The sequence below is a fragment of the Streptomyces sp. NPDC056144 genome, assembly GCF_042264145.1.
Taxonomy (GTDB): Bacteria; Actinomycetota; Actinomycetes; order Streptomycetales; family Streptomycetaceae; genus Streptomyces.
This window is the reverse complement of the sequence record NZ_JBHJVF010000014.1, coordinates 96,877-117,271: the sequence shown is the minus strand read 5'-3', so window position 1 is coordinate 117,271 and position 20,395 is coordinate 96,877. Positions and strand designations below refer to the sequence as shown.

At 72.4% G+C, this 20,395-nt stretch carries 18 protein-coding genes and 1 riboswitch; of the genes, 9 read left to right on the top strand and 9 right to left on the bottom strand.

The features are described from left to right. Window positions 1-15: 15 nt before the first annotated feature. Entirely contained in the window at window positions 16-1,323 is a 1,308-nt protein-coding gene (gene thrC / locus ACFC0Z_RS30905) for a threonine synthase (protein ID WP_376444929.1), read from the bottom strand. A 17-nt stretch (window positions 1,324-1,340) separates the two neighbouring features. Further along, a riboswitch (SAM riboswitch) is annotated at window positions 1,341-1,485 on the bottom strand. A gap of 120 nt (window positions 1,486-1,605) precedes the next feature. On the opposite strand from thrC, the gene ACFC0Z_RS30900 reads away from it, so the two are divergent. From ACFC0Z_RS30900 to ACFC0Z_RS30890, 3 genes are all read left to right on the top strand, one after another. Then, window positions 1,606-2,547 (top strand): glucosyl-3-phosphoglycerate synthase, encoded by a 942-nt coding sequence (locus ACFC0Z_RS30900; RefSeq protein ID WP_376444926.1) that lies wholly within the window; start codon window positions 1,606-1,608, stop codon window positions 2,545-2,547. 155 nt (window positions 2,548-2,702) lie between these two features. Beyond that, window positions 2,703-4,616, top strand: a complete 1,914-nt coding sequence (locus ACFC0Z_RS30895; RefSeq protein WP_376444924.1) for a hypothetical protein — start codon at window positions 2,703-2,705, stop codon at window positions 4,614-4,616. A 96-nt stretch (window positions 4,617-4,712) separates the two neighbouring features. Continuing rightward, the gene (locus ACFC0Z_RS30890) at window positions 4,713-6,074 is read left to right on the top strand and encodes a trehalose-6-phosphate synthase (protein ID WP_376444921.1); all 1,362 of its coding nucleotides are present in this window, start codon (window positions 4,713-4,715) and stop codon (window positions 6,072-6,074) included. A gap of 142 nt (window positions 6,075-6,216) precedes the next feature. On the opposite strand, the gene ACFC0Z_RS30885 is transcribed toward ACFC0Z_RS30890, so the two are convergent. From ACFC0Z_RS30885 to ACFC0Z_RS30870, 4 genes are all read right to left on the bottom strand, one after another. Then, window positions 6,217-7,275 carry a hypothetical protein gene (locus tag ACFC0Z_RS30885; RefSeq protein WP_376444919.1) on the bottom strand — a complete coding sequence of 353 codons (1,059 nt, stop codon included), beginning with the start codon at window positions 7,273-7,275 and terminating at the stop codon, window positions 6,217-6,219. A gap of 131 nt (window positions 7,276-7,406) precedes the next feature. Further along, window positions 7,407-8,258 (bottom strand): trehalose-phosphatase, encoded by an 852-nt coding sequence (otsB, locus tag ACFC0Z_RS30880; RefSeq protein ID WP_376444916.1) that lies wholly within the window; start codon window positions 8,256-8,258, stop codon window positions 7,407-7,409. A gap of 71 nt (window positions 8,259-8,329) precedes the next feature. Further along, on the bottom strand, window positions 8,330-8,584 hold the full coding sequence (locus ACFC0Z_RS30875; RefSeq protein ID WP_376444913.1) for a DUF3263 domain-containing protein: 255 nt from the start codon (window positions 8,582-8,584) through the stop codon (window positions 8,330-8,332). Between the two features lie 12 nt (window positions 8,585-8,596). Further along, window positions 8,597-9,868: an extracellular solute-binding protein gene (locus ACFC0Z_RS30870; protein WP_376444910.1), complete on the bottom strand. Its 1,272-nt coding sequence runs from the start codon at window positions 9,866-9,868 to the stop codon at window positions 8,597-8,599. Window positions 9,869-10,119: 251 nt separating this feature from the next. Between ACFC0Z_RS30870 and ACFC0Z_RS30865 the strand changes: the two genes are divergently transcribed. The 3 genes from ACFC0Z_RS30865 (at window position 10,120) to ACFC0Z_RS30855 (ending at window position 13,328) form a co-directional block, all read left to right on the top strand. Beyond that, on the top strand, window positions 10,120-11,160 hold the full coding sequence (locus ACFC0Z_RS30865) for an ROK family protein (RefSeq protein ID WP_376444908.1): 1,041 nt from the start codon (window positions 10,120-10,122) through the stop codon (window positions 11,158-11,160). Next, window positions 11,160-12,305 carry an N-acetylglucosamine-6-phosphate deacetylase gene (nagA, locus tag ACFC0Z_RS30860; protein ID WP_376444906.1) on the top strand — a complete coding sequence of 382 codons (1,146 nt, stop codon included), beginning with the start codon at window positions 11,160-11,162 and terminating at the stop codon, window positions 12,303-12,305. The genes ACFC0Z_RS30865 and nagA overlap by 1 nt, the downstream gene beginning before the upstream one ends. Window positions 12,306-12,407: 102 nt before the next feature. Next, complete coding sequence (locus ACFC0Z_RS30855; RefSeq protein ID WP_376444903.1) at window positions 12,408-13,328, top strand: 1-phosphofructokinase family hexose kinase; 921 nt, start codon at window positions 12,408-12,410, stop codon at window positions 13,326-13,328. Here ACFC0Z_RS30855 and ACFC0Z_RS30850 read toward each other — a convergent pair. Next, on the bottom strand, window positions 13,318-14,328 hold the full coding sequence (locus ACFC0Z_RS30850) for a CBM35 domain-containing protein (RefSeq protein ID WP_376444900.1): 1,011 nt from the start codon (window positions 14,326-14,328) through the stop codon (window positions 13,318-13,320). The genes ACFC0Z_RS30855 and ACFC0Z_RS30850 overlap by 11 nt on opposite strands. 106 nt (window positions 14,329-14,434) lie before the next feature. Then, window positions 14,435-16,204, bottom strand: coding sequence for a diguanylate cyclase CdgB (gene cdgB / locus ACFC0Z_RS30845; RefSeq protein WP_376444897.1), 1,770 nt, complete (start codon window positions 16,202-16,204; stop codon window positions 14,435-14,437). A gap of 279 nt (window positions 16,205-16,483) precedes the next feature. Here cdgB and ACFC0Z_RS30840 point away from each other — a divergent pair, with 279 nt between their 5' ends. Continuing rightward, window positions 16,484-17,062: a flavin reductase family protein gene (locus tag ACFC0Z_RS30840; protein ID WP_376444895.1), complete on the top strand. Its 579-nt coding sequence runs from the start codon at window positions 16,484-16,486 to the stop codon at window positions 17,060-17,062. A gap of 63 nt (window positions 17,063-17,125) precedes the next feature. On the opposite strand, the gene arfB is transcribed toward ACFC0Z_RS30840, so the two are convergent. Then, on the bottom strand, window positions 17,126-17,572 hold the full coding sequence (gene arfB, locus ACFC0Z_RS30835; protein WP_360799472.1) for an alternative ribosome rescue aminoacyl-tRNA hydrolase ArfB: 447 nt from the start codon (window positions 17,570-17,572) through the stop codon (window positions 17,126-17,128). A gap of 122 nt (window positions 17,573-17,694) precedes the next feature. Between arfB and ACFC0Z_RS30830 the strand changes: the two genes are divergently transcribed. Both ACFC0Z_RS30830 and ACFC0Z_RS30825 read left to right on the top strand, forming a co-directional pair. Next, the gene (locus ACFC0Z_RS30830; RefSeq protein WP_360799469.1) at window positions 17,695-18,270 is read left to right on the top strand and encodes a TerD family protein; all 576 of its coding nucleotides are present in this window, start codon (window positions 17,695-17,697) and stop codon (window positions 18,268-18,270) included. Between the two features lie 64 nt (window positions 18,271-18,334). Next, window positions 18,335-18,859 carry a GNAT family N-acetyltransferase gene (locus ACFC0Z_RS30825; RefSeq protein ID WP_376444892.1) on the top strand — a complete coding sequence of 175 codons (525 nt, stop codon included), beginning with the start codon at window positions 18,335-18,337 and terminating at the stop codon, window positions 18,857-18,859. 16 nt (window positions 18,860-18,875) lie between these two features. Here the strand turns inward: ACFC0Z_RS30825 and ACFC0Z_RS30820 are convergent, their stop codons facing one another. Beyond that, window positions 18,876-20,294: a M1 family metallopeptidase gene (locus tag ACFC0Z_RS30820; protein ID WP_376445091.1), complete on the bottom strand. Its 1,419-nt coding sequence runs from the start codon at window positions 20,292-20,294 to the stop codon at window positions 18,876-18,878. Window positions 20,295-20,395 lie beyond the last annotated feature (101 nt).

The window sequence follows — 20,395 nt, the reverse complement described above, 5'->3', positions numbered from 1 at the left end:
TTGCGGAGCGCGGGATCAGTGGGCCAGGCCCGCGTCGCGGAACGCGTCCAGGCTCGGGCGGATGGTGGCGGTCGCCTGCGAGGTCTCGGCCACCGCGTCCAGGGTCTTGAGGCCGTCGCCGGTGTTGAGGACGACGGTCGTGAGCTCCGGGTCGAGGAGACCGGCCTCGACGAGCTTCTGGGTCACGCCGACGGTCACGCCGCCCGCGGTCTCCGCGAAGATGCCCTCGGTCCGCGCGAGCAGCTTGATCGCGTCGACGACCTGCTCGTCGTTCACGTCCTCCACCGCGCCACCCGTCCGGCGGGCGATGTCGAGGACGTACGGGCCGTCGGCCGGGTTGCCGATCGCGAGCGACTTGGCGATCGTGTTCGGCTTCTGCGGGCGGACGACGTCGTGGCCGGCCTTGAAGGCGGCCGACACCGGGGAGCAGCCCTCGGCCTGGGCGCCGAAGATCTTGTACGGCTTGTCCTCGACGAGGCCCAGCTTGATGAGCTCCTGGAGACCCTTGTCGATCTTCGTGAGCTGCGAGCCGGAGGCGATCGGGATGACGAGCTGGTCGGGGATGACCCAGCCGAGCTGCTCGCAGATCTCGTACGCGAGCGTCTTGGAGCCCTCGCCGTAGTACGGGCGCAGGTTGACGTTCACGAAGCCCCAGCCCTCGCCGAGCGGGTCGCCGATGAGCTCCGAGCAGAAGCGGTTGACGTCGTCGTAGTTGCCCTCGATGCCGACGAGGTCGCCGCCGTAGACGGCGGCCATGACGACCTTGCCCTGCTCCAGGTCGTGCGGGATGAACACGCAGGAGCGGAAGCCGGCGCGGGCGGCGGCGGCGCCGACGGCGCCGGCCAGGTTGCCGGTGGAGGAGCAGGAGAGGGTGGTGAAGCCGAAGGCGCGGGCGGCTTCGAGCGCCTGGGCGACGACCCGGTCCTTGAAGGAGTGGGTCGGGTTGCCGGAGTCGTCCTTGACGAAGAGCTTGCCGGGGGCGACGCCGATCTCGCGGGCGAGGTTGTCGGCCTGGACGAGCTTGGTCCAGCCGGGGTTCAGGTTCGGCTTCTCGGCGACGTCGGCCGGGACGGGCAGCAGCGGGGCGTAGCGCCAGATGTTGGCGGGGCCGGCCTCGATCTGCTTGCGCAGCGCCTCGGGGTCACCGGTGGGCAGGTCGTACGCGACTTCCAGCGGTCCGAAGCACAGTTCGCAGGCGAAGATCGGGCCGAGGGCGAAGACCTCGCCGCATTCGCGACAGGAAAGTCCGGAAGCGGGACCGAGGTCGACGGGGGAAGCGGCGGCGTTGTCGGTACCGGGGGAAGCGACAGTCTGTACAGCCATGGAGGCGAGGCCCTTTCTCCTCATCTTTCGCATGACGAATTTTTCGCCATGCGACGGATTTGGCACCTTCCCTAGCCGGGGGCCTCGCGGATACGAGACAAACCGACTGGAGGGTTGCCGGGGCTTCAACGGGCCGTTTCCCTCTGCCCCTCTGGATGAGCGGTATTCGATTGTGGAACGCGGTCGGCACCCCGACGTGCATCGGGGATCCGCGTTGCTCAAGACTGTAACCGAAGGCCTGGGCGCTCGGACGGGCCGTCCGTACCGCGAGATGGAGATCACGTGCTGGAAGAGGTGGAGCGCTGGCTGGCCCGGCGGTCCTGGTCCGTGGCCGACCGGCCGATGGAGCGGATCCTCGCCGCCAAGCGCAACACGAAGGTCAGCGTGGTGCTGCCCGCGCTGAACGAGGAGGCCACGGTCGGCGACATCGTCGCCGTGATCCGCCGTGAGCTGATGAGCGCGTCCGTGCCCCTCGTCGACGAGCTCGTGGTGATCGACTCGGGCTCCACCGACCGTACGGCGGAGGTCGCCGCGGCGGCCGGCGCGCGGGTGGTGGCGCGGGACGAGGTCCTCCCCCGGCTGCCGGCACTGCCCGGCAAGGGCGAGGTGCTCTGGCGGTCACTGATGGTGACGAGCGGGGACGTGATCTGCTTCGTCGACGCGGACCTGAGGGACTTCTCGGCGGACTTCGTGACGGGCATCGTGGGCCCGCTCCTGACCGACCCGGACGTCCACTTCGTGAAGGCGATGTACGACCGGCCCTTCGGAGACACCCCTGGTCAGGGCGGCCGGGTGACGGAGCTGGTGGCGCGCCCGCTCCTCAACCTCCACTGGCCGCAGCTGGCCGGCTTCGTGCAGCCGCTGGGCGGCGAGTACGCGGCGCGGCGCGAGCTGCTCGAACGCCTGCCCTTCCCGGTCGGTTACGGAGTGGAGCTGGGGCTCCTCGTCGACGCGCTGCACACGGTGGGCCTGGACGGGCTCGCACAGGTGGACGTCGGCGTGCGCAAGCACCGCCATCAGGACGGGCAGGCGCTGGGCCGGATGGCCGCGGCGATCTACCGGACGGCGCAACTGCGGCTCTCCCGCGGGCACCTCGTACGGCCCCGCCTCACGCAGTTCGAGCGCGGCGAGAAGGGCTTCGTCCCTCGGACGTACGACGTGGACACGGAGGAACGGCCCCCGATGGCCGAAATCGTGGAGTACGCACACCGCCGCGTGGCGTAACATCGCCACGCGGTCCGTTTTACCTACATTGCCCTCTTATGCGCAGTACACAAGAGGAACATAAGAGAAGTAGCGGGGCCAGAAGCAGAAGCCTTCGGGGGACAGCGGCGGCGACCGGCCTTGCGGTCGCGTCGCTCGCCTTCGCCTTCTTCCCGATGGGGCAGGCCAACGCCGACGTGGTCGAGCCCTTCGGGAAGCGGTACGACGAATCGCTGTACGGCGACTTCACGACCATCGGCAACACCGTCATGGGCTGCCCGACCGACCCCGCCGACCTGGCCGCGCGCTGCGCGATCGCGAAGAACGGCGAAGGCTCGGACAACAACAACACCTTCGTGATGCAGCGGATCGACCTGGGCGGCGTCGGGGACACCGGCTACGGCTCCAGCATCGGCCACGTCAAGGTCCCCGAGGGCGCGGAGGTCGCGTACGCCCGCCTCTTCTGGGGCGGCAACGACGGCACGTACCGGGGCCCGAGCGGCGCGGCGCTCAAGCGCTGCGACATCACCGGCGCCGACGCCGTCCCCTCCCCCGGCGACCCGGCGACGACCAACCCGGTCATCAAGGTCGGCTCCGGGGCCCCGGTCCCGGTCGCGATCGACACCATGGTCACCGACCCGGCCACCACCAGCGGCCCGCACTACTACACGGGCGAGTCGGACGTCACCGCCGCCTTCGCGGGCGTCTCGGGGACGGACGCGCAGGTCGCGGTCGGCAACCTCTGGGCGCCGAACGGCAAGGGCTGCGTGGCGGGCTGGTCCCTGACCGTCGTCCACAAGTTCCCGGGCCCCGACCCGGTCAAGGCACCCGAGCGGCGGAACGTGTACGTGTACGGGGGCCACGTCCTCCAGCGGTCGACCTCGCCGGCCACCACCGTCACCGTCGACGGCTTCTACCGGGGCCCCGGCAAGGTGCGGGCGAGCGTCACGGCGTACGAGGGCGACTGGAACACCCCCGGCGACAAGTTCCTGGTCGACGGCCAGAACGTCACCGAGTCCCACACGGGCAACACGAACAACTTCTTCATCAGCGAGGACGACGGCGCCGTCGCGCCGAACACGGTCAACAACCTGAGCATCGACGCGAAGGCCTTCGACATCCCGGACGGCGCGGTCAAGCCGGGCGCGACCAAGGCGGACCTGACGTTCTCCACGAACGGCGACACGTACGTGCCCTCGGGCCTCGCCTTCTCGGTGCCGGTCCCCGACCTGGAGATCACCAAGACGGCGAGCCCGCAGAAGGTGAAGCCGGGCGACACCCTCACGTACACGGTCACCGCGAAGAACATCAGCGAGATCGACTACCCGAACGCGAAGTTCACCGACGACCTGACGGGCAACCTCGACGACGCCGACTACGCCGGGGACGCGAAGGCGGACCTGGGCGAGGCGACGTACACGGAGCCGAAGATCAGCTACCTCGGGACCATCCCGGCCGGGGAGACGGCGACGATCACGTACTCCGTGAAGATCAAGGACCCGGTGGCGGGCGACGGAAAGCTCCGCAACAGCGTCGAGGTGGAGACCCCGCGCTCGAACTGCGGCACGGGCAGCGAGGACCCCTCGTGCGTGGTGACCCCGGTCCTGGAGGACACGGGGGCAACGCCGACGCCGACGAGCCCGACCCCGACGGACCCGACGACGGAGCCCACCCCCACGGACCCGACGCCGACGGACCCGACCACGGAGCCCACCCCGACCGACCCGACTCCCACGGACCCGACGACGGAGCCCACCCCCACGGACCCGACCCCGACGGACCCGACGGCGACGCCGACGGACCGGACCCCGACGCCGACCGACCCGCCGACGTCGACGTCCCCGAGCGCGTCGGTGTCCCCGACGGCTTCCGCCTCTACGTCCCCGACGTACCAGCCGACGTACCAGCCGACGTCCTCCCGCACCTCCCCGCCGCCTCCCCCGGCCCCCGGGCCGCAGGGCGGCTCCGGCGGGCAGATGGCGGAGACGGGCAGCAACGGCGAGCGGCTGTGGCTGCTCGGCGCGCTGGGCGTGGCGCTGGCGGCGGCCGGCCTGGTGGCGAAGGCGGCCATGCGCGGCCGACGCGACTGACGAGTAACCCCTGACCTGCGGCAACGCAGGGTGGCCGAATCAGCCCGTCTCGTATACGTACGTTTGAGCGTTTACGGGACGGGCTAGGTTCGCCATATGGCTACCGTTCTCGTGGCATCCAACCGTGGCCCGGTCTCGTACGCGCTCCGGGACGACGGAGAACTCGACGCCCGCAAGGGAGGCGGCGGCCTGGCCTCCGCCCTGAGCGGCATCAGCTCCCCGGACAACCTCTGGGTGTGCGCGGCGCTGAGCGAGGCCGACCGGGAGGCGGTGCGCAGGGGCGTCGCGGAGCCCGGCGTGCGGATGCTGGACATCCCGCCGGACGTCTACGCGGACGCGTACAACGGCATCGCGAACTCGGTGCTGTGGTTCCTGCACCACCACCTGTACGACATCCCGCGCGAGCCGGTGTTCGACGCGGAGTTCCGGCGCCTGTGGGAGTCGTACCGCGCGTACAACACGGCGTTCACCGAGGCGCTGGCGGCGGAGGCGGCGCAGGGGGCGGCGGTCCTGGTGCAGGACTACCACCTGGCGCTGGTCCCGGGGCAGCTCCGCGCGGTGCGCCCGGACCTCAGGATCGCCCACTTCACGCACACCCCCTGGGCTTCGCCCGCCTACCTCCGGATGCTCCCGGACGACATCCGCGAGGAGCTGCTGCGGGGAATGCTGGGCGCGGACGAGCTGGGCTTCCACACGAGGGCGTGGGCGAAGGAGTTCCGGGCCTGCGCGGAGCCGCTGGGCCTGTCCCGGACGCACGTGGCGGTCCACCCCTTGGGCGTGGACGCGGACGACCTCCGGAAGATGGCCCACACCCCCGAGGTGGACGACCGGCTGGCCGCGCTGCGCGCGGAGGTCGGCCCCCGGAAGACGATCGTCCGCGTGGACCGCACGGAACTCTCGAAGAACATCCTGAGAGGCCTGCTGGCCTACCGCGAGCTCCTCACCACCCACCCCGAGTGGCGCGACAAGGTGGTCCACCTGGCGTCGGCGTACCCGTCGCGCCAGGACCTGGAGTCGTACCGCGCGTACACGGAAGCGGTACGAACGCTGGCCGACGAGATCAACACCGACTTCGGCACCCCGACCTGGCAACCGGTCCTGGTCTCGGTGAAGGACGACTTCACCCGCTCGCTCGCGGCGTACCGCCTGGCGGACGTGGCGCTGGTGAACCCGGTGCGGGACGGCATGAACCTGGTGGCGAAGGAGATACCGGTGGTCTCGGAGCAGGGCTGCGCCCTGGTCCTCTCCACGGAGGCGGGCGCGTACGAGGAACTCCACGAGGACGCCCTCACCGTGAACCCCTTCGACGTCTCCGCCACGGCGGAAGCCCTCCACCGGGCCCTCACGATGCCCCCCGCGGACCGCACCGACCGCACCAAACGCCTCGCGGCCGCCGCGACCGCCTTCCCGCCCCAACGCTGGTTCCTGAACCAGCTGTCGTCCCTGCGGGACCGCTGAGGACCGCTGAGGATCGGTGCGGACCGCGGAGGACCGGCGCGTCAGCGAGGAACGACGGCTGGCCGTCGGCAGCGGGGAGGAGGACCTGACCGGGGTCGTGGATCTGCTCCTCGCCCGCGCCGGACGTCTCTGACCTCGCCGCTCAGGAACCGTTCGCGTGGAGCGTCTGGTGCGTGACGTTGGTGGCGCCGGGGCTCTTGAGGTTGTTGTTGACGCTGATGTTGTTGAACATCGGCAGGACGCCGCTGAGGCTGATGGGCAGGAGCGAACCGCCGCCCGTGCCTCCGCCGTTGCCGCCGCCCGGCTGTTCGTACGTGATGGTCACCGCGGCCGGGCCGGTGGCCTGGCCCGAAGTGCCGCCCGCCGGAACGCGGTTGGAGCCGCCACCACCGCCGCCGGGCCCGGCGGCCCCGTCGGTGATCCCTTCGCAGCCGCCTCCGCCACCGCCGCCGAACCAGCCGGCTCCGCCGCCACCGCCGGAGAAGGGGTTGCCGCCGTTGCCGCCGGTACCGGCACCGCCGGGGGTGCCGGGCGCGGGAGGTCCGGGCACGGGACCGTCGGGGCATGCCACTCCACCCGCGCCGGGCGTCGTCTGCGTTCCCCCCTCTCCCCCTGCGCCGCTGCCGGGCCTGCTGCCACCCGTCTGGCCGGTGACCCCGGCGTCCCCTCCGGTCAACTCGGGAGCGGGGGAGAACTCGACGCCGACTCCGCCGCCTCCGCCGCCGCCCGCGACGATGAGCCGGGGGTCGGTGGCGCTGACGCCGGTCAGGGTGCAGCCCGGGCTGGTGGAGTCGCAGGTCCGCACGTCGCTGGCTCCGCCGCCCCCGCCGCCGCCTCCGTCGCCACCCGACACGCCGCCGCCCGTGTCGACGTTGACGTACAGGGTGGTCGTGCCCGCCGGCACGTTGACGGTTCCGGTGACGGTCGAGCCGTCGCCGCCCACTCCCCCGTACTGGCCGTTGTCCCCGGCGGCGCCCGTGGCGGTGACGGTCAGCTGGGTGACACCGGCGGGGACGGTGAAGGGCTGGTTCGCGCCAGGGGTGAAGGTGACGCTCACGGGAGCCGCTGCCGCAGGCGCGGCCAGCGGGCCCAGCAGCGCCACGGGAAACGCGGCGGCGGCGAGCAGGACCGCGCCGCGTCTGGCCGGGGTCGGACCGCCTCGTCGTGGGGACGGGGCCGCAGAGGGCTTGGGGTGGGTCACGTCGGGCTCCTCGTCACGGGATGCCGAAGGGGGCCTCGATCAACCCACAGGGGGCGCGGCGGAGTCCCCGGACACACCGGCGGGTACGCCGTGCGGGCCGAATAGTCCTCAAGTCGGAGAAGATCCGGGCCTCAGGGCTTCCGTACCGCCCGCGCCAGTTCCGTGAGGAAGCCGACGACGCCCGGCGGGCCGTCCACCGACAGGTCCGCGCGGTCCGCGAGCTCCTCGACCTCCGAGGAGCCGCTGCACACCAGCAGGCCCGGCATGCCGTCCGAGCGGAGCTTCTCGACTGCCGCGAAGGCGGGGAGGTCGCCGAGGTCGTCGCCCGCGTAGAGGACGGAACCCGCGCCCGCCTCCCGTACGAACTTCCCGAGCGCCACTCCCTTGTCCATGCCCGGCGGGCGGAGCTCCAGGACCATGCGGCCCGGCTCCAGGACGAGCCCGTGGTGGGTGGCGAGGTCGCCGAGGGGGCCCTTGAGGGCCTCGAAGGCGCCTTCCGGGTCCTTCGCGCGGCGGGTGTGGACGGCGACCGCGCGGCCCTTCTCCTCGATCCAGACGCCCGGCCACGCGCCGAGGCGGTCGAGGAAGCCGGGGAGTTCGGCGCGGACCGAGGCGACGCCGGGGTGCGGGGCTGCGGCCCGTACGGTTCCGGTGACCGCGTCCCAGCGCTCGGCGCCGTAGTGGCCGAGGACCGTGAGGTGTTCGAGGCCGGGGACACCGGCGAAGCCGCCGTACCGTACGGCGACCCCTGCGGGGCGGCCGGTCACGACGACGACCGAGCGGACCTCGGGGGCGAGGGCGGCGAGCGCCTCGACGGCGCCGGGGTGGGCGCGGGCCCGCTCGGGGTCGGGGACGATCTCGGCGAGCGTGCCGTCGAAGTCGAGGGCGACGACGGCTTCGGAGGGCCGTGCGAGGAAGGCCGCCAGGCCCTCGCGGCCGGCGGGGGTTGTCGGGGTGGTCGGGTGCGGGAGGCTGTTGACCATGTCCACGACCCTAGCGAGGGTCCCGGCTCACGTCAGCGTGACCGGAGTCATCCCTCCGGTCCCTCCTGCCCCTACCGCTTCCCCCGTCGCTCGTCCCTCACCCGCCTCAGGCGGTTGACCGTCACGGGGTCGTGGGCCAGCGCCCTGGGGTCGTCCAGGAGCGCGTTGAGGAGCTGGTAGTAGAGCGTCGGCGAGAGCCCGAGGCGCTCGCGCACGGCCCGCTCCTTGGCCCCGGGACCGGGCCAGGAGCGGCGCTCGACGGCGAGGAGGGCCCGTTCGCGTTCGCCGAGGCCCTCGTCGCCCTCACCCGCCGTCTCTTCGCTCATACGCTCAACCTATTACTCGGCCGCCTCCGCCGCCGTCGCCGCCTGTCCGATCTGGGCGAGCACCTCCGCCGGGCGGCCCGCCGGGGTCACCGCCCTGCCGATGTTCTGCTTGATCCGCTCGCTGACCGTGGCCCAGGAGGTCTTGCCGACCGGCGGGAGCTGCGCGTCCGGCAGGGCGGCGAGGAACTCGTGCAGGTGGGCGTACTTCGGGTCGCTCTCCATGGTGGTGGAGGCGCTGACCGTGACGGGCAGCAGGTCGTTGTCCCCGGCGAACTTGAGGACGTTCTCGTCGCTGAAGACGAAGTCGAGGAAGGAGCCGATCTCCGCCCGGTGGCCGTTCTCCTTGAAGCCCATGATCCAGTCGGCCACGCCCATGGAGCTGTCGGGCTTGCCGTCGATGCCGGGCAGCGGGACCTGGCCGACCTGGACGCCCTTCTTCGCGGCCTCCTTGAGGAGCGAGGGGTGGCCGTTGAGCATGCCGACGTCACCCGCGGCGAAGGAGGCGAACGCGGCCTTGCGGTCGAGCTTGCCGGGGGCGACGGGGCCGGTGAGGCCCTTGCCGACGAGGTCGTCCTTGAGCCAGTCGAAGGTGGCGACGTTGGCCGCCGAGTCGACGGCGTACCGGTCGCTGAAGTCGGTCCAGCCGCCCCCGCCGCTGAGCAGCCACATCATGGCCTCGGCCTGGGCCTCCTCGGGGCCGAGGGGCAGCGCGAAGGGGGTGCGCACGCCGTCGTCCTTGAGCTTCTTCGCGGCGGCGGCCAGCTCGTCCCAGGTGGTGGGGGGCTTGGCGCCGGCGGAGGTGAAGAGGGCCTTGTTGTAGAAGAGGGTGCGGGTGGAGGCGACGAACGGCAGGCCGTACTGGATGCGGTCGGTCTCCCCGGCGGCGGCGAGCGCGGGCAGGAAGTTGGCCTGGACCGGGATGGAGAGCAGGTCGTCGGCGGGGTACAGCTTGCCGTCGGCGGCGTAGTCGGCGTAGGCGCCGATCTGCGCGATGTCGGGGGCGTCGCCGGCCTTGACCATCTCGGCGACCTTGCGGTCGACGTCGGTCCAGGACTCGACGCTGACCTCGACCTTGACGTCGGGGTGCTCGGCCTCGTAGGCGGCGACGAGGTCGTTCCAGTACTTCTTGGTGGTGTCCCCGCCGGTGAGGTCGTAGTCGGCGGCGACCAGTCTGAGGGTCACGGGCCCGGAGTCGCCTCCGAGAACGCCGCATCCGGAGACCGTCGCGGTCAGTCCGAGGGCGGCGGCGGCCGCGGTCAGTCCAAGGAATCGTCGCCGCTCCACGGCTCATCCACCTTTGGTCGTCAGTTGCTCGTCATTGAGCCGATCGCGCTGCGGGATCCGTCCCGCAGAGAGCCGTCAGTCTCCCCTGCCGCCGAGCGAGAGGTCTAGTCCACTCACGTATCGCTTGCGCAACGCCGACGGGACCATGGACCCATGAGGTGTCCAGCAGGGGTCCCGAATTTGTATCCGAGCGCAACAATCCAGGTAAGTGGACTAGACCTATGAGGGGGCCGCGCGACAGACTGTCCCCCGTGAGACACGTCATCGCCCTGGATGTGGGCGGCACCGGCATGAAAGCCGCCCTCGTCGGGGCGGACGGCACCCTGCTCCACGAGGCCCGCCGCGCCACCGAGCGCGAGCGCGGCGCCGAGGCGGTCGTCGAGACCATCCTCGGCTTCGCCGCGGAGCTCCGCGCCCTCGGCGAGGAGCGGTACGGCGAACCCGCCGCCGCGGCCGGAGTCGCCGTACCCGGCATCGTCGACGCCGAGAACGGCATCGCCGCCTACTCCGCCAACCTCGGCTGGCGCGACGTACCGCTGCGCGCCCTCCTCAGCGAGCGGCTCGACGGCGTCCCCGTCGCCCTCGGCCACGACGTCCGCACCGGCGGCCTCGCCGAAGGCCGGATCGGCGCGGGCAACGGCGCCGACCGCTTCCTCTTCATCCCCCTCGGCACCGGCATCGCCGGCGCCATCGGGATCGCCGACCGCATCGAGACCGGCGCCCACGGCTACGCGGGCGAGATCGGCCACATCGTGGTCCGCCCCGGCGGCATCGAATGCAGCTGCGGCCAGCGCGGCTGCCTGGAGCGGTACGCCTCCGCCTCCGCCGTCTCCCTCGCCTGGGCCACCGCCTGCGGCGACCCCGACGCCGACGCCGCCGACTGCGCGAAGGCCGTCGCCTCCGGCGACCCGCTCGCCGCCCGCGTCTGGCAGGAGGCCGTCGACGCGCTCGCCGACGGGCTCGTCACCGCGCTCACCCTCCTCGACCCCCGCACGCTCATCATCGGTGGCGGTCTGGCCGAAGCCGGGGAAACCTTGTTCACACCACTTCGGGCCGCGGTGGAGGAACGGGTCACGTTCCAGAAGCTGCCCGCCATCGTCCCGGCGGCCCTCGGGGACACCGCCGGATGCCTGGGAGCGGGCCTCCTCGCGTGGGACCTGCTCGCCGCCCGGCAGGACGGGCACGACCGGCACGACCAGGCCGACCGGCACGACCAGGCCGACCGGCACGACCAGGCCACCCGGGCCGACCAGCACGCCCCGCGCCCCACCGACTCGGAGGTTTCCGCCTGATGGCCGATCACAAGGTTCTCGCCGGCGCACACGTCGTGCTGCCCACCGGGATCGTCGAGAACGGACGCGTGATCGTCGACGGCGAGCGCATCGCGGGCGCGGCTCCCGAGAGCGCCGAGACGATCGACCTCACCGGCCACTGGCTCGTCCCCGGCTTCGTCGACATGCACAACCACGGCGGTGGCGGCGGCTCCTTCACCTCCGGCACGGTCGAGGACGTCCTCAAGGGCGTCCACACCCACCGCGAGCACGGCACGACCACCGTCGTCGCCTCCTTCGTCACCGGCGACATGGACTTCCTCGTCCAGCGCGCCGGACTGCTCTCCGAGCTCGCCGAACAGGGCGACATCGCGGGCCTCCACTTCGAGGGCCCGTTCATCTCCCCCTGCCGCAAGGGCGCCCACGACGAGACGCTGCTCCGCGACCCGCACCCGGCCGACGTCCGCAAGCTCGTCGAGGCCGGACGCGGCCACGCCAAGATGGTCACCCTCGCCACCGAGCTGCCGGGCGGCATCGACTCCGTACGGCTCCTCGCCGAGCACGGCGTGATCGCCGCGATCGGGCACACCGACGCGACGTACGAGCAGACCGTCGACGCGATCGACGCGGGCGCCACCGTCGCCACCCACCTCTTCAACGCGATGCCCGGCCTCGGACACCGCGCGCCCGGCCCCATCGCCGCGCTCCTGGAAGACCCGCGGATCACCGTCGAGCTCATCAACGACGGCACCCACCTCCACCCCGCCGCCCTGGAGCTCGCCTTCCACCACGCGGGCGCCGAGCGGGTCGCCTTCATCACCGACGCCATGGACGCGGCCGGCTTCGGCGACGGCACCTACATGCTCGGCCCGATGGAGGTCGAGGTGAAGGACAGCGTCGCCCGGCTCGTCGAGGGCGGCTCCATCGCCGGCTCGACGCTCACCCTCGACCGCGCCTTCAAGCGCGCCGCGACGATCGACGGCCTCCCCGTCGAGTCGGTCGTCCAGGCGATCTCCGCCAACCCGGCGCGACTGCTCGGCGTCTACGACCGGGTCGGCTCGCTGGAGCCCGGCAAGGACGCGGACATCGTGGTCCTGGACGCGGAATTCACCCTGAAGGGCGTCATGCGCAAGGGCGAGTGGATCGTCGACCCGACGAAGGCCTGAACCGCAGGGAAACGGCGGTCGGTCACAGGTCTGGGCCGCCCGCCGTTCCTTTGGCATGATCGGTGCCCGCCGACACAGACATCAACGGAGGGTGGCCGCGTCATGATCCTCACCGTCACCCTCAACACGGCCCTCGACCTGACCTACCGGGTCCCCGCCCTCACCCCGCACGCCTCCCACCGCGTCACGCAGGTGATCGAGCGCCCCGGCGGCAAGGGGCTCAACGTCGCCCGCGTCCTCGCCACCCTCGGGTACGAGACGGTCGCCACCGGCTTCGCGGGCGGCGCGACGGGCGCGACCCTCCGCGAGGCCCTCGCGGCCACTCCCGTACGCGACGAACTCGTCGAGACGGCGGGCCCCACCCGCCGCACGGTCGCGGTCGTCGACAACGCGACCGGCGACACGACCCAGCTGAACGAGCCGGGGCCGGGCATCACGCCCGCCGAGTGGACGGACTTCCGCACCCGCTTCACGTCACTCCTCGACGGGGCAGCGGCGGTCGCCCTCTGCGGCAGCCTCCCGCCGGGCGTCCACGTCGGCGCGTACGCGGAGCTGATCCGGCTCGCCCGTACGGCCGGGGTCCCGGTCCTCCTCGACACCAGCGGCGAACCGCTCCGCCGGGGCATCGCCGCCCGCCCCGACCTGGTCAAGCCGAACGCCGACGAACTCGCCCAGCTCACCGGCTCCCGCGAACCCCACCGCGCCACCCGCGACGCCCGCCGCCGCGGCGCCCACGCCGTGATCTCGTCCCTGGGCCCCGAGGGCCTCCTCGCCGCCACCCCCGAGGGCCTGTGGCGCGCGGCCCCGCCGGCCCCGGTGAAGGGCAACCCGACGGGCGCGGGCGACTCGGCCGTGGCGGGCCTGCTCTCGGGCCTGGTGGACGGCGTCCCCTGGCCCGACCGCCTGGCCCGAGCGGTCGCCCTCTCGGCGGCGACGGTCCTCTCCCCGGTGGCCGGGGAGTACGACGCGACGGCTTACGCGGAGCTGCTGCCGAAGGTGGCGGTCACCCCCGTTACTGCGTGACTTCCAGCCAGTCGAGCAGCACGTCGCACTGGTTGCCGGTCTCGCACGAGATCTTGATCTCGTTGTCGCCCTTCTGGAGGTCGACCGGCGCCCAGGTGGTCTGCCAGTTCTTCTCCAGGTTCGGGTCCGTGGACTTGATGAAGTTCTTGAGCCCGAGCGGCGAGGAGTTGGCCTTGCCGTTGACCGTCAGGGTGGCGTTGGCGTCGACCGCGGGGATCGCGTAGCGGACGGTCAGGCGGTACGAGCCCTTCGTCGGCATCTTCGCTTTCCAGGTCACCGAGGAACCGACCTGGTTGAAGCCGGAGACGTACACGCCGTTCGCGCCCTCGGCACCCGGCGTGACCTTGTCCGTGGCGGCCGAGCCGCCAAGCTTCAGCGTCGCCGCGTCCTGCTTCGGGAGTTCGACCTTCGTCGGCTCCGTGCTCGGGGCCTTGGTGGGGGGCTGTTCCGAGGACTGCTGGGAGGGCGCGGCCGAGGAGGTGGCGCCTCCGCCGGCCTGGTCGTCCTTCTTGTCGCCGCCCTGGTTGCTGATCACGGCCGCGGCGATGCCGACGACCACGACCGCGACGACCGCGACCGCGCCGATCAGCAGGCCGCGGGTGTTCGGGCCGCGGCCGCCGCCGCCGCGCTGGGGCGGCAGGGGCGGCGGGGTCTGGCGGGGCGGCTGGCCGTACGTCTCCGGGGCCGCGTACTGCGCGTGCGGCTGGCCGTAGGGGGGCTGCTGATGGCCCGGCTGCTGGCCGTACGGGGCCTGCTGCTGCGGCGGCAGGTAGCCCTGCTGGCCGCCCATCGTCGGGCCGCCGCCGTACTGGCGCTCGCCGACCGTCCTGACCTGGTTGTACGAGGTCCGGGGCACGCCGGGCTGCGCGGGCGCGGGGCCTGGGTAGCCGTAGCCGCCGCCCTGCGGCGCCTGGGCGCCCGCTGCCTGACCATCCGCGTACAGGTAGCCGAACGGATCGTCGTCCTCGGGCTTGTTCGCGCCGTCGTTTCCGGCAGCCATCCGGGCCTTCCTCTCCATGCTCGCCAGCCGTCGCCGACCGGCCGAGCCTACCTCGAACAGACCAACGCCCGGCGAGGGCCTTGACAGCGGGAGAGGCGACGGAGCCTCAGCCGGCCCTGCGGTGGACCTTGGCGCGCGAGCGCTTCTCCACGTACATCCGCTGGTCGGCGGAGTTCAGGACCTCTTCGACGGTCATGCCGCACTCGGCCCAGCCGATGCCGAAACTCGCCCCGACGCGGACCGCCCGCCCGTCCACCCGGATCGGCGGAATGATCGCGTTCCGGAGCCGTACGGCGAGGTCGGCGGCGTCCGCCGAGCCGAGCCCGTCGGCGAGGACGACGAACTCGTCGCCGCCGAGCCGCGCCACCGTGTCCCCGTCCCGGACGCCGGTGGTGAGCCGCCGGGCGACCTCGACGAGGACCGCGTCGCCCGTGTGGTGCCCGAAGCGGTCGTTGATCGACTTGAAGCCGTCGAGGTCGCAGAAGAGGACCGCGAGCCCCTTCGTCCCGTCGTCGGCCTCGCCCGAGGCGGCGGCGGGCGCGACGGTGTGGACGTGGTGGTCGTACGGCCCGGCGCCGTGCCCCGCGTCGAAACCGAAGCCGTGCTCGTGTTCGTGCTCGTACGGGGAGTCGTAGCCCGACTCGTAGCCCGACTCGTAGCCGGAGTCGTAGCCCCCGTCGGCTCCGCTCTCGTACCGGGCGGCGCCGCCGTATCCGCCGTCGTGGCCGCCGCTCTCGTGGCCACCGCCCTCGTACCCCGCGTACGGCCCGCCGGCGCCGACCGTCTGGGCGGCCGGGCGCTCGCAGATCCGGGAGGAGAGCCGGGAGCGCAGCTCGGCGCTGTTGGGGAGGCCGGTGAGGGCGTCGTGCGAGGCCCGGTGGGCGAGCTGGAGCTCGTGGCGCTTGCGCTCCTCGATGTCCTCGACGTGGGTGAGGAGGAAGCGCGGTCCGTCGGCGGTGTCGGCGACGACGGAGTTCCGCAGGGAGACCCAGACGTACGTGCCGTCGCGCCGTCCGAGCCGCAGCTCGGCGCGCCCGCCCTCGGCGGAGGTCCGGAGCAGGGTGCCTATGTCCTCGGGGTGGACGAGGTCGGCGAAGGAGTACCGGCGCATCACGGACGCGGGCCGGCCGAGGAGGCGGCAGAGGGCGTCGTTGGTGCGGAGCAGCCGGCCGTGCTGGTCGCCGCCCATCTCGGCGATGGCCATGCCGGAGGGGGCGTACTCGAAGGCCTGGCGGAAGGACTCCTCGGAGGCCCTGAGGGCCTGCTGCTCGCGCTCCAGGCGGACGAGGGCGCGCTGCATGTTGGAGCGGAGCCGGGCGTTGCTGATGGCGATGGCGGACTGCGAGGCGTACATCTGGAGCGCCTCCTGTCCCCACGGCCCGGGGTGGCGGCCGTTGCGCGGGCGGTCGACGGATATGACGCCGAGCAGCTCGCGGCCGGAGCCCGAGGCGTACATGGGGGCGTAGAGGCGGTCGTGGGGGTGCCACTCGTCCTCGAAGCGCGGGGCGGGGCCGTCGGTGTGCCACTGGGGGACGTCGTCCTCCATGAGGACCCAGCCCTCGGTGTGCGGGATGAACCGCAGGTCGCCCCAGGCGTCGCCCATGGCGAGGCGGCGGTCCCAGGAGGCGCGGGAGCCGACGCGGCCGGTGATCAGGGCCTCGGCGGCGGAGCTGCCGGCGAAGGCGGCGACGACGAGGTCACCGTCGGGGCGTACGAGGTTGACGCAGGCCAGCTCGTAGTTGAGGCCGGTCACGACACCGTCGGCGACGGTCTGCAGGGTGTCCGCAAGGCTGCGGGCTGTGTTGAGATCCGCCACGACCTGATGCAGCTGCCGCAGGGTCGAGAGACGGACGTACGGCTCCGACTCGGTCTCCATCGCTCGCTCTCCCCGAGACCTCGACAGCAACTCCAGGGTTCTCATCGGCTTCGTGCTCACTGTCCCTGCCACTGAATCACAGTGAGCTGTGCACTCGGTACACAGGGTCAGCAAATAGTGCCCTCTGTGACTCAAGTCACAGCAGGTCATGGCGGGTCGCGTGCAACCCCTGGGCGAGGTCTGGACCTCACCGGCACCGGTCCTAGGACCGTCGGGGGATGCCGGGTCTGGTCCCGGGGCCCGATGCGGCGCTCTCCGCGCTCGGACTAGCGTGCGGGTGTGCTCCAGACGACCCCTCTCCCGCTCCGCGCCGCCCCGCCGGTCACCGACCTGGCCATCCCGCATGCTGAGGGGGTGAGCAACGACGAGTTCCGCGCGGCGATGTCCCGCCTCGCCGCCGGCGTGGTCCTGGTGACCGCGCACGCGCCCGACGAGGGCCCGCGCGGCGAGGACGTCGGCATGACGGCCACCGCCTTCATGTCGGTCTCGCTCGACCCGCCGCTCGTCCTCGTGAGCCTCCGCAACGGCTCCCGCATGGACGACCTGCTCGCCGAACAGCCCCTGTGGGCGGTCTCCGTCCTCGCGGAGAGCCAGCGGCAGGTCGCCGGCTGGTTCTCCATGAAGAACCGCGTCAGCGACCGCCTGCTCTTCGACGGCGTGCCGCACACGCGCGGCGAGGCGAGCGGGGCGCTCCTCCTCGACGGGGCGCTCTCGGTCCTGGAGTGCCGGACGGAGAGCCGGGTCGTGGCCGGCGACCACACGCTGGTCGTGGGACGGGTCCTGACGGCCGGCCTGCCGACGGCGGACGGCAGCGGCCCCCTGACGTACTTCCAGGGCAAGTACCGCCACCTGAGCTGACCGCCAGCTGAGCTGACCGCCACCTGACTGACCGCCACCTGAGTTGACGGACTCGGCGGCCCGTCAGCCCCAGTCGCCGCCGCCGCGCGACTGGCGCGTGCGCTTCGTCTCCGAGCGCTGCTTCTTCTCCCGCAGCCGCCGCTCGTTGATCCCGCGCGGGATCTTCGTCGCCCTGCGGGGCTTCGGCGGCGGTGCCGTCGCCTCGGCGAGGAGCGCGGCGAGGCGGACGGCGGCCGTCTCTCGGTTGCGCCACTGGGAGCGGTGCTCCGACGCCCGTACGGACACGACGCCGTCGACCAGGCGGTCGGCGAGGCGCTCCAGGGCGCGGGCCTTCCACACCTCGGGCAGTGCGGTGGTGGCGGCCAGGTCGAAGCGGAGTTCCACCTTCGAGTCGCTGGTGTTGACGTGCTGCCCGCCGGGCCCCGACGACCGCGAGAAACGCCACTGGAGCTCGGCCTCGGGAAGCGAGACGGAGCCGCGGATGGGATAGGGACCGGACATGTCATCCATGTTCCCCGGAGGGGGCCCGGGGAGTCATCCTGTTTTCGCGACGCCGCATCCGGGAACCGTGGGCGGCGGAAGCGCGTTTCTCCAGGCGAGCGACGACATCACGACGAAAGTAGGGACTTTCCATGGCTGTGAGCCTGTCCAAGGGTGGCAACGTCTCCCTGACCAAGGAGGCCCCCGGCCTCACCGCCGTCACCGTGGGCCTCGGCTGGGACGTCCGCACCACCACCGGCACCGACTTCGACCTCGACGCCTCGGCGATCGGCGTGGACGCGGCCGGCAAGGTCGTCTCCGACGGCCACTTCGTCTTCTTCAACAACAAGTCGACGCCGGACCAGACCATCGTCCACACCGGTGACAACCGCACCGGCGAGGGCGGCGGCGACGACGAGCAGATCAACGTCAACCTCGCGGGCCTCCCGGCGAACGTCGACAAGATCGTCTTCCCGGTCTCCATCTACGACGCGGTCAGCCGCTCGCAGAACTTCGGCCAGGTGCGCAACGCGTACATCCGCATCGTGAACCAGGCCGGCGGCGCCGAGATCGCCCGCTACGACCTCTCCGAGGACGCGGCCGTCGAGACCGCCATGGTCTTCGGCGAGCTCTACCGCAACGGCGCGGAGTGGAAGTTCCGCGCGGTCGGCCAGGGCTACGCCTCCGGCCTTGAGGGCATCGCCCGCGACTTCGGCGTGAACCTCTAAGAAGCACCCGCAGCGCCACCGAGCCCCCGCCGGGATCCCCGGCGGGGGCTCTACGCTCGGCCGGGTGATCGTCGAAACGCTCGCCCCCAAGGCCCTGGAGGACGGCGCGGCCCTCCCCGGCGCGCTGCTCACCGAACTCACCGCGCTCTACGCGTCGAACGAGGAGTTCCACGAACTCAGCGGCGACTTCCCGGACCCCGCCGACGTCCGGCCCGAGCAGGTCGCCGCGGCCCTCGCCGACGACCTCGCCGAGCCGTCCGCGGAGGTCCTCCTCGCCCGCTCCGAGGGCCGCCTCGTCGCCGTGGCCGTGACCCTCGGCCGGCACCCCGACCCGGCCGACCCGGACCCCTGGCTCGGCCTGCTCCTCGTCCACGCCGGGGAACACCGCGCGGGCCACGGCCGCCGCCTCGCCGCGTACGTCGAGGACCGCTTCCGCGCCCGGGGGCGCGAGGGGCTGCGCCTCGCGGTCCTGGAGAACAACCCGAAGGCGCTGGCCTTCTGGACGTCCCTCGGGTACGAGGAGACGGACCGCCGCCCGGACCTGGCCAAGGGCCGGGCGTGCGTGGTGATGCGGAAGAGCCTGGTCTGACCGGCCCGGCGGCCCCCTACGGCTTCGCGGGCTTCCCGTCCCCGTACAGCCAGACCTTCCACAGCTCGTCGAGCTCCTCCTTGAGGTCCGCGCCCGCCACGCTCTCCGCGTACGCCGTGAAGTCCTCCGTCGACGCGTTCGCGTGGCGGTACTTCGCGGGCCAGCCCTGGAGGATCTCGTCGAAGGCCTCGTCCCCGACCGTCTCGCGCAGCTGGTGGAGGACCATCGCGCCGCGCTGGTACACGGGCGGGTCGAAGAGGTTCTCAGCGGCGGGCGGGTCGGCGGGCGGGAAGGCCCAGTTGGCGTCCTGGGCGTAGGCGCGGTCGAAGTGGGACTGGGCGGGGACGTCCTCGTACTCCTCCGTGTACAGCCATTCGGCGTACGTGGCGAAGCCCTCGTTCAGCCACAGGTCCTTCCAGGTCTCCGGCGTGACCGAGTTGCCGAACCACTGGTGGGCCAGCTCGTGGACGAGGGTCGTGCGGTCGAAGGAGGCGGCGGGGAAGACGGGGCGGGTCTGGGTCTCCAGGGCGTACCCGAGGGTGCCGTCCTCGGTGACGGTCGCCCCGGCGGCCGAGAACGGGTACGGGCCGAAACGCTTCACCTGACGGGAGAGGATCTCCGGGATCTCGCCCCGCAGCGCCGCGCTGGCCTTCGCGACCGAGGGCTCGGCGGCGGTGAGGACGGGCAGGGAACCGGGGCCGGTCGCCGACGCCGTGTCGTACCGGCCGATGGCGACGGTCGCGAGATAGCTCGCCATCGGCTCGGCGGTGTGCCAGACGGAGGTGACCCGGCCGTCGGGGTCCGTCCGCAGCTCGCTCCTGACGCCGTTGGACAGCGCTTCGAGCCCGGCGGGGACGGTGAGCCGGATGTCGTAGGTGGCCTTGTCGGAGGGGTGGTGGTTGCCTGGGAACCAGGTCATCGACCCGGTGGGTTCGCCGACCGCGACCGCGCCGCCGTCGGTGCGCAGCCAGCCCTCCTTCGAGCCGTCCGCGTCGGTGACCGGCTCCGGGACACCCGAATAGGTGATGTCGACCGTGAACTCGTCGCCCTCGCGGAGGTCGTCGTGGGGGCGGATCGTGAGCTCGTCGCCCGCCCTGTTCTGCGCGGCGGTGGCGCCGTTCACGCGCGCGCCGGTGACGGTGAGCCCGGCGAGGTCGAGGTTGAAGGCGCTGAGGTCCTGGGTGGCGCGCGCGGTGATCGCGGCGCTGCCGTCGAGCCGCCCGCTCGCCGGGTCGTAGGCGAGGGTCAGGTCGTAGTGGCGTACGTCGTAGCCGCCGTTGCCGAGCTTCTGGAAGTACGGGTCCCGCAGCCCGGCGGCCCCGGGCGTTCCCCGTACGCCGGTGGCGTCGTCGTCGCAGGCGCCCGCGAGGACGGCGAGGGCGAGGAGGCCGGCTGCGGCGCCGAAGCGGCGGCGCCTGCTCACGTGCGCGTACACATCCACGTACCGATCCTAGGCAGTGTTCACAATTCGCACGAAAACGGCGGTGACGCCCGGCGGGGGAACCGGGCGTCACCGCCAGTCGAGGGTGACCCGAG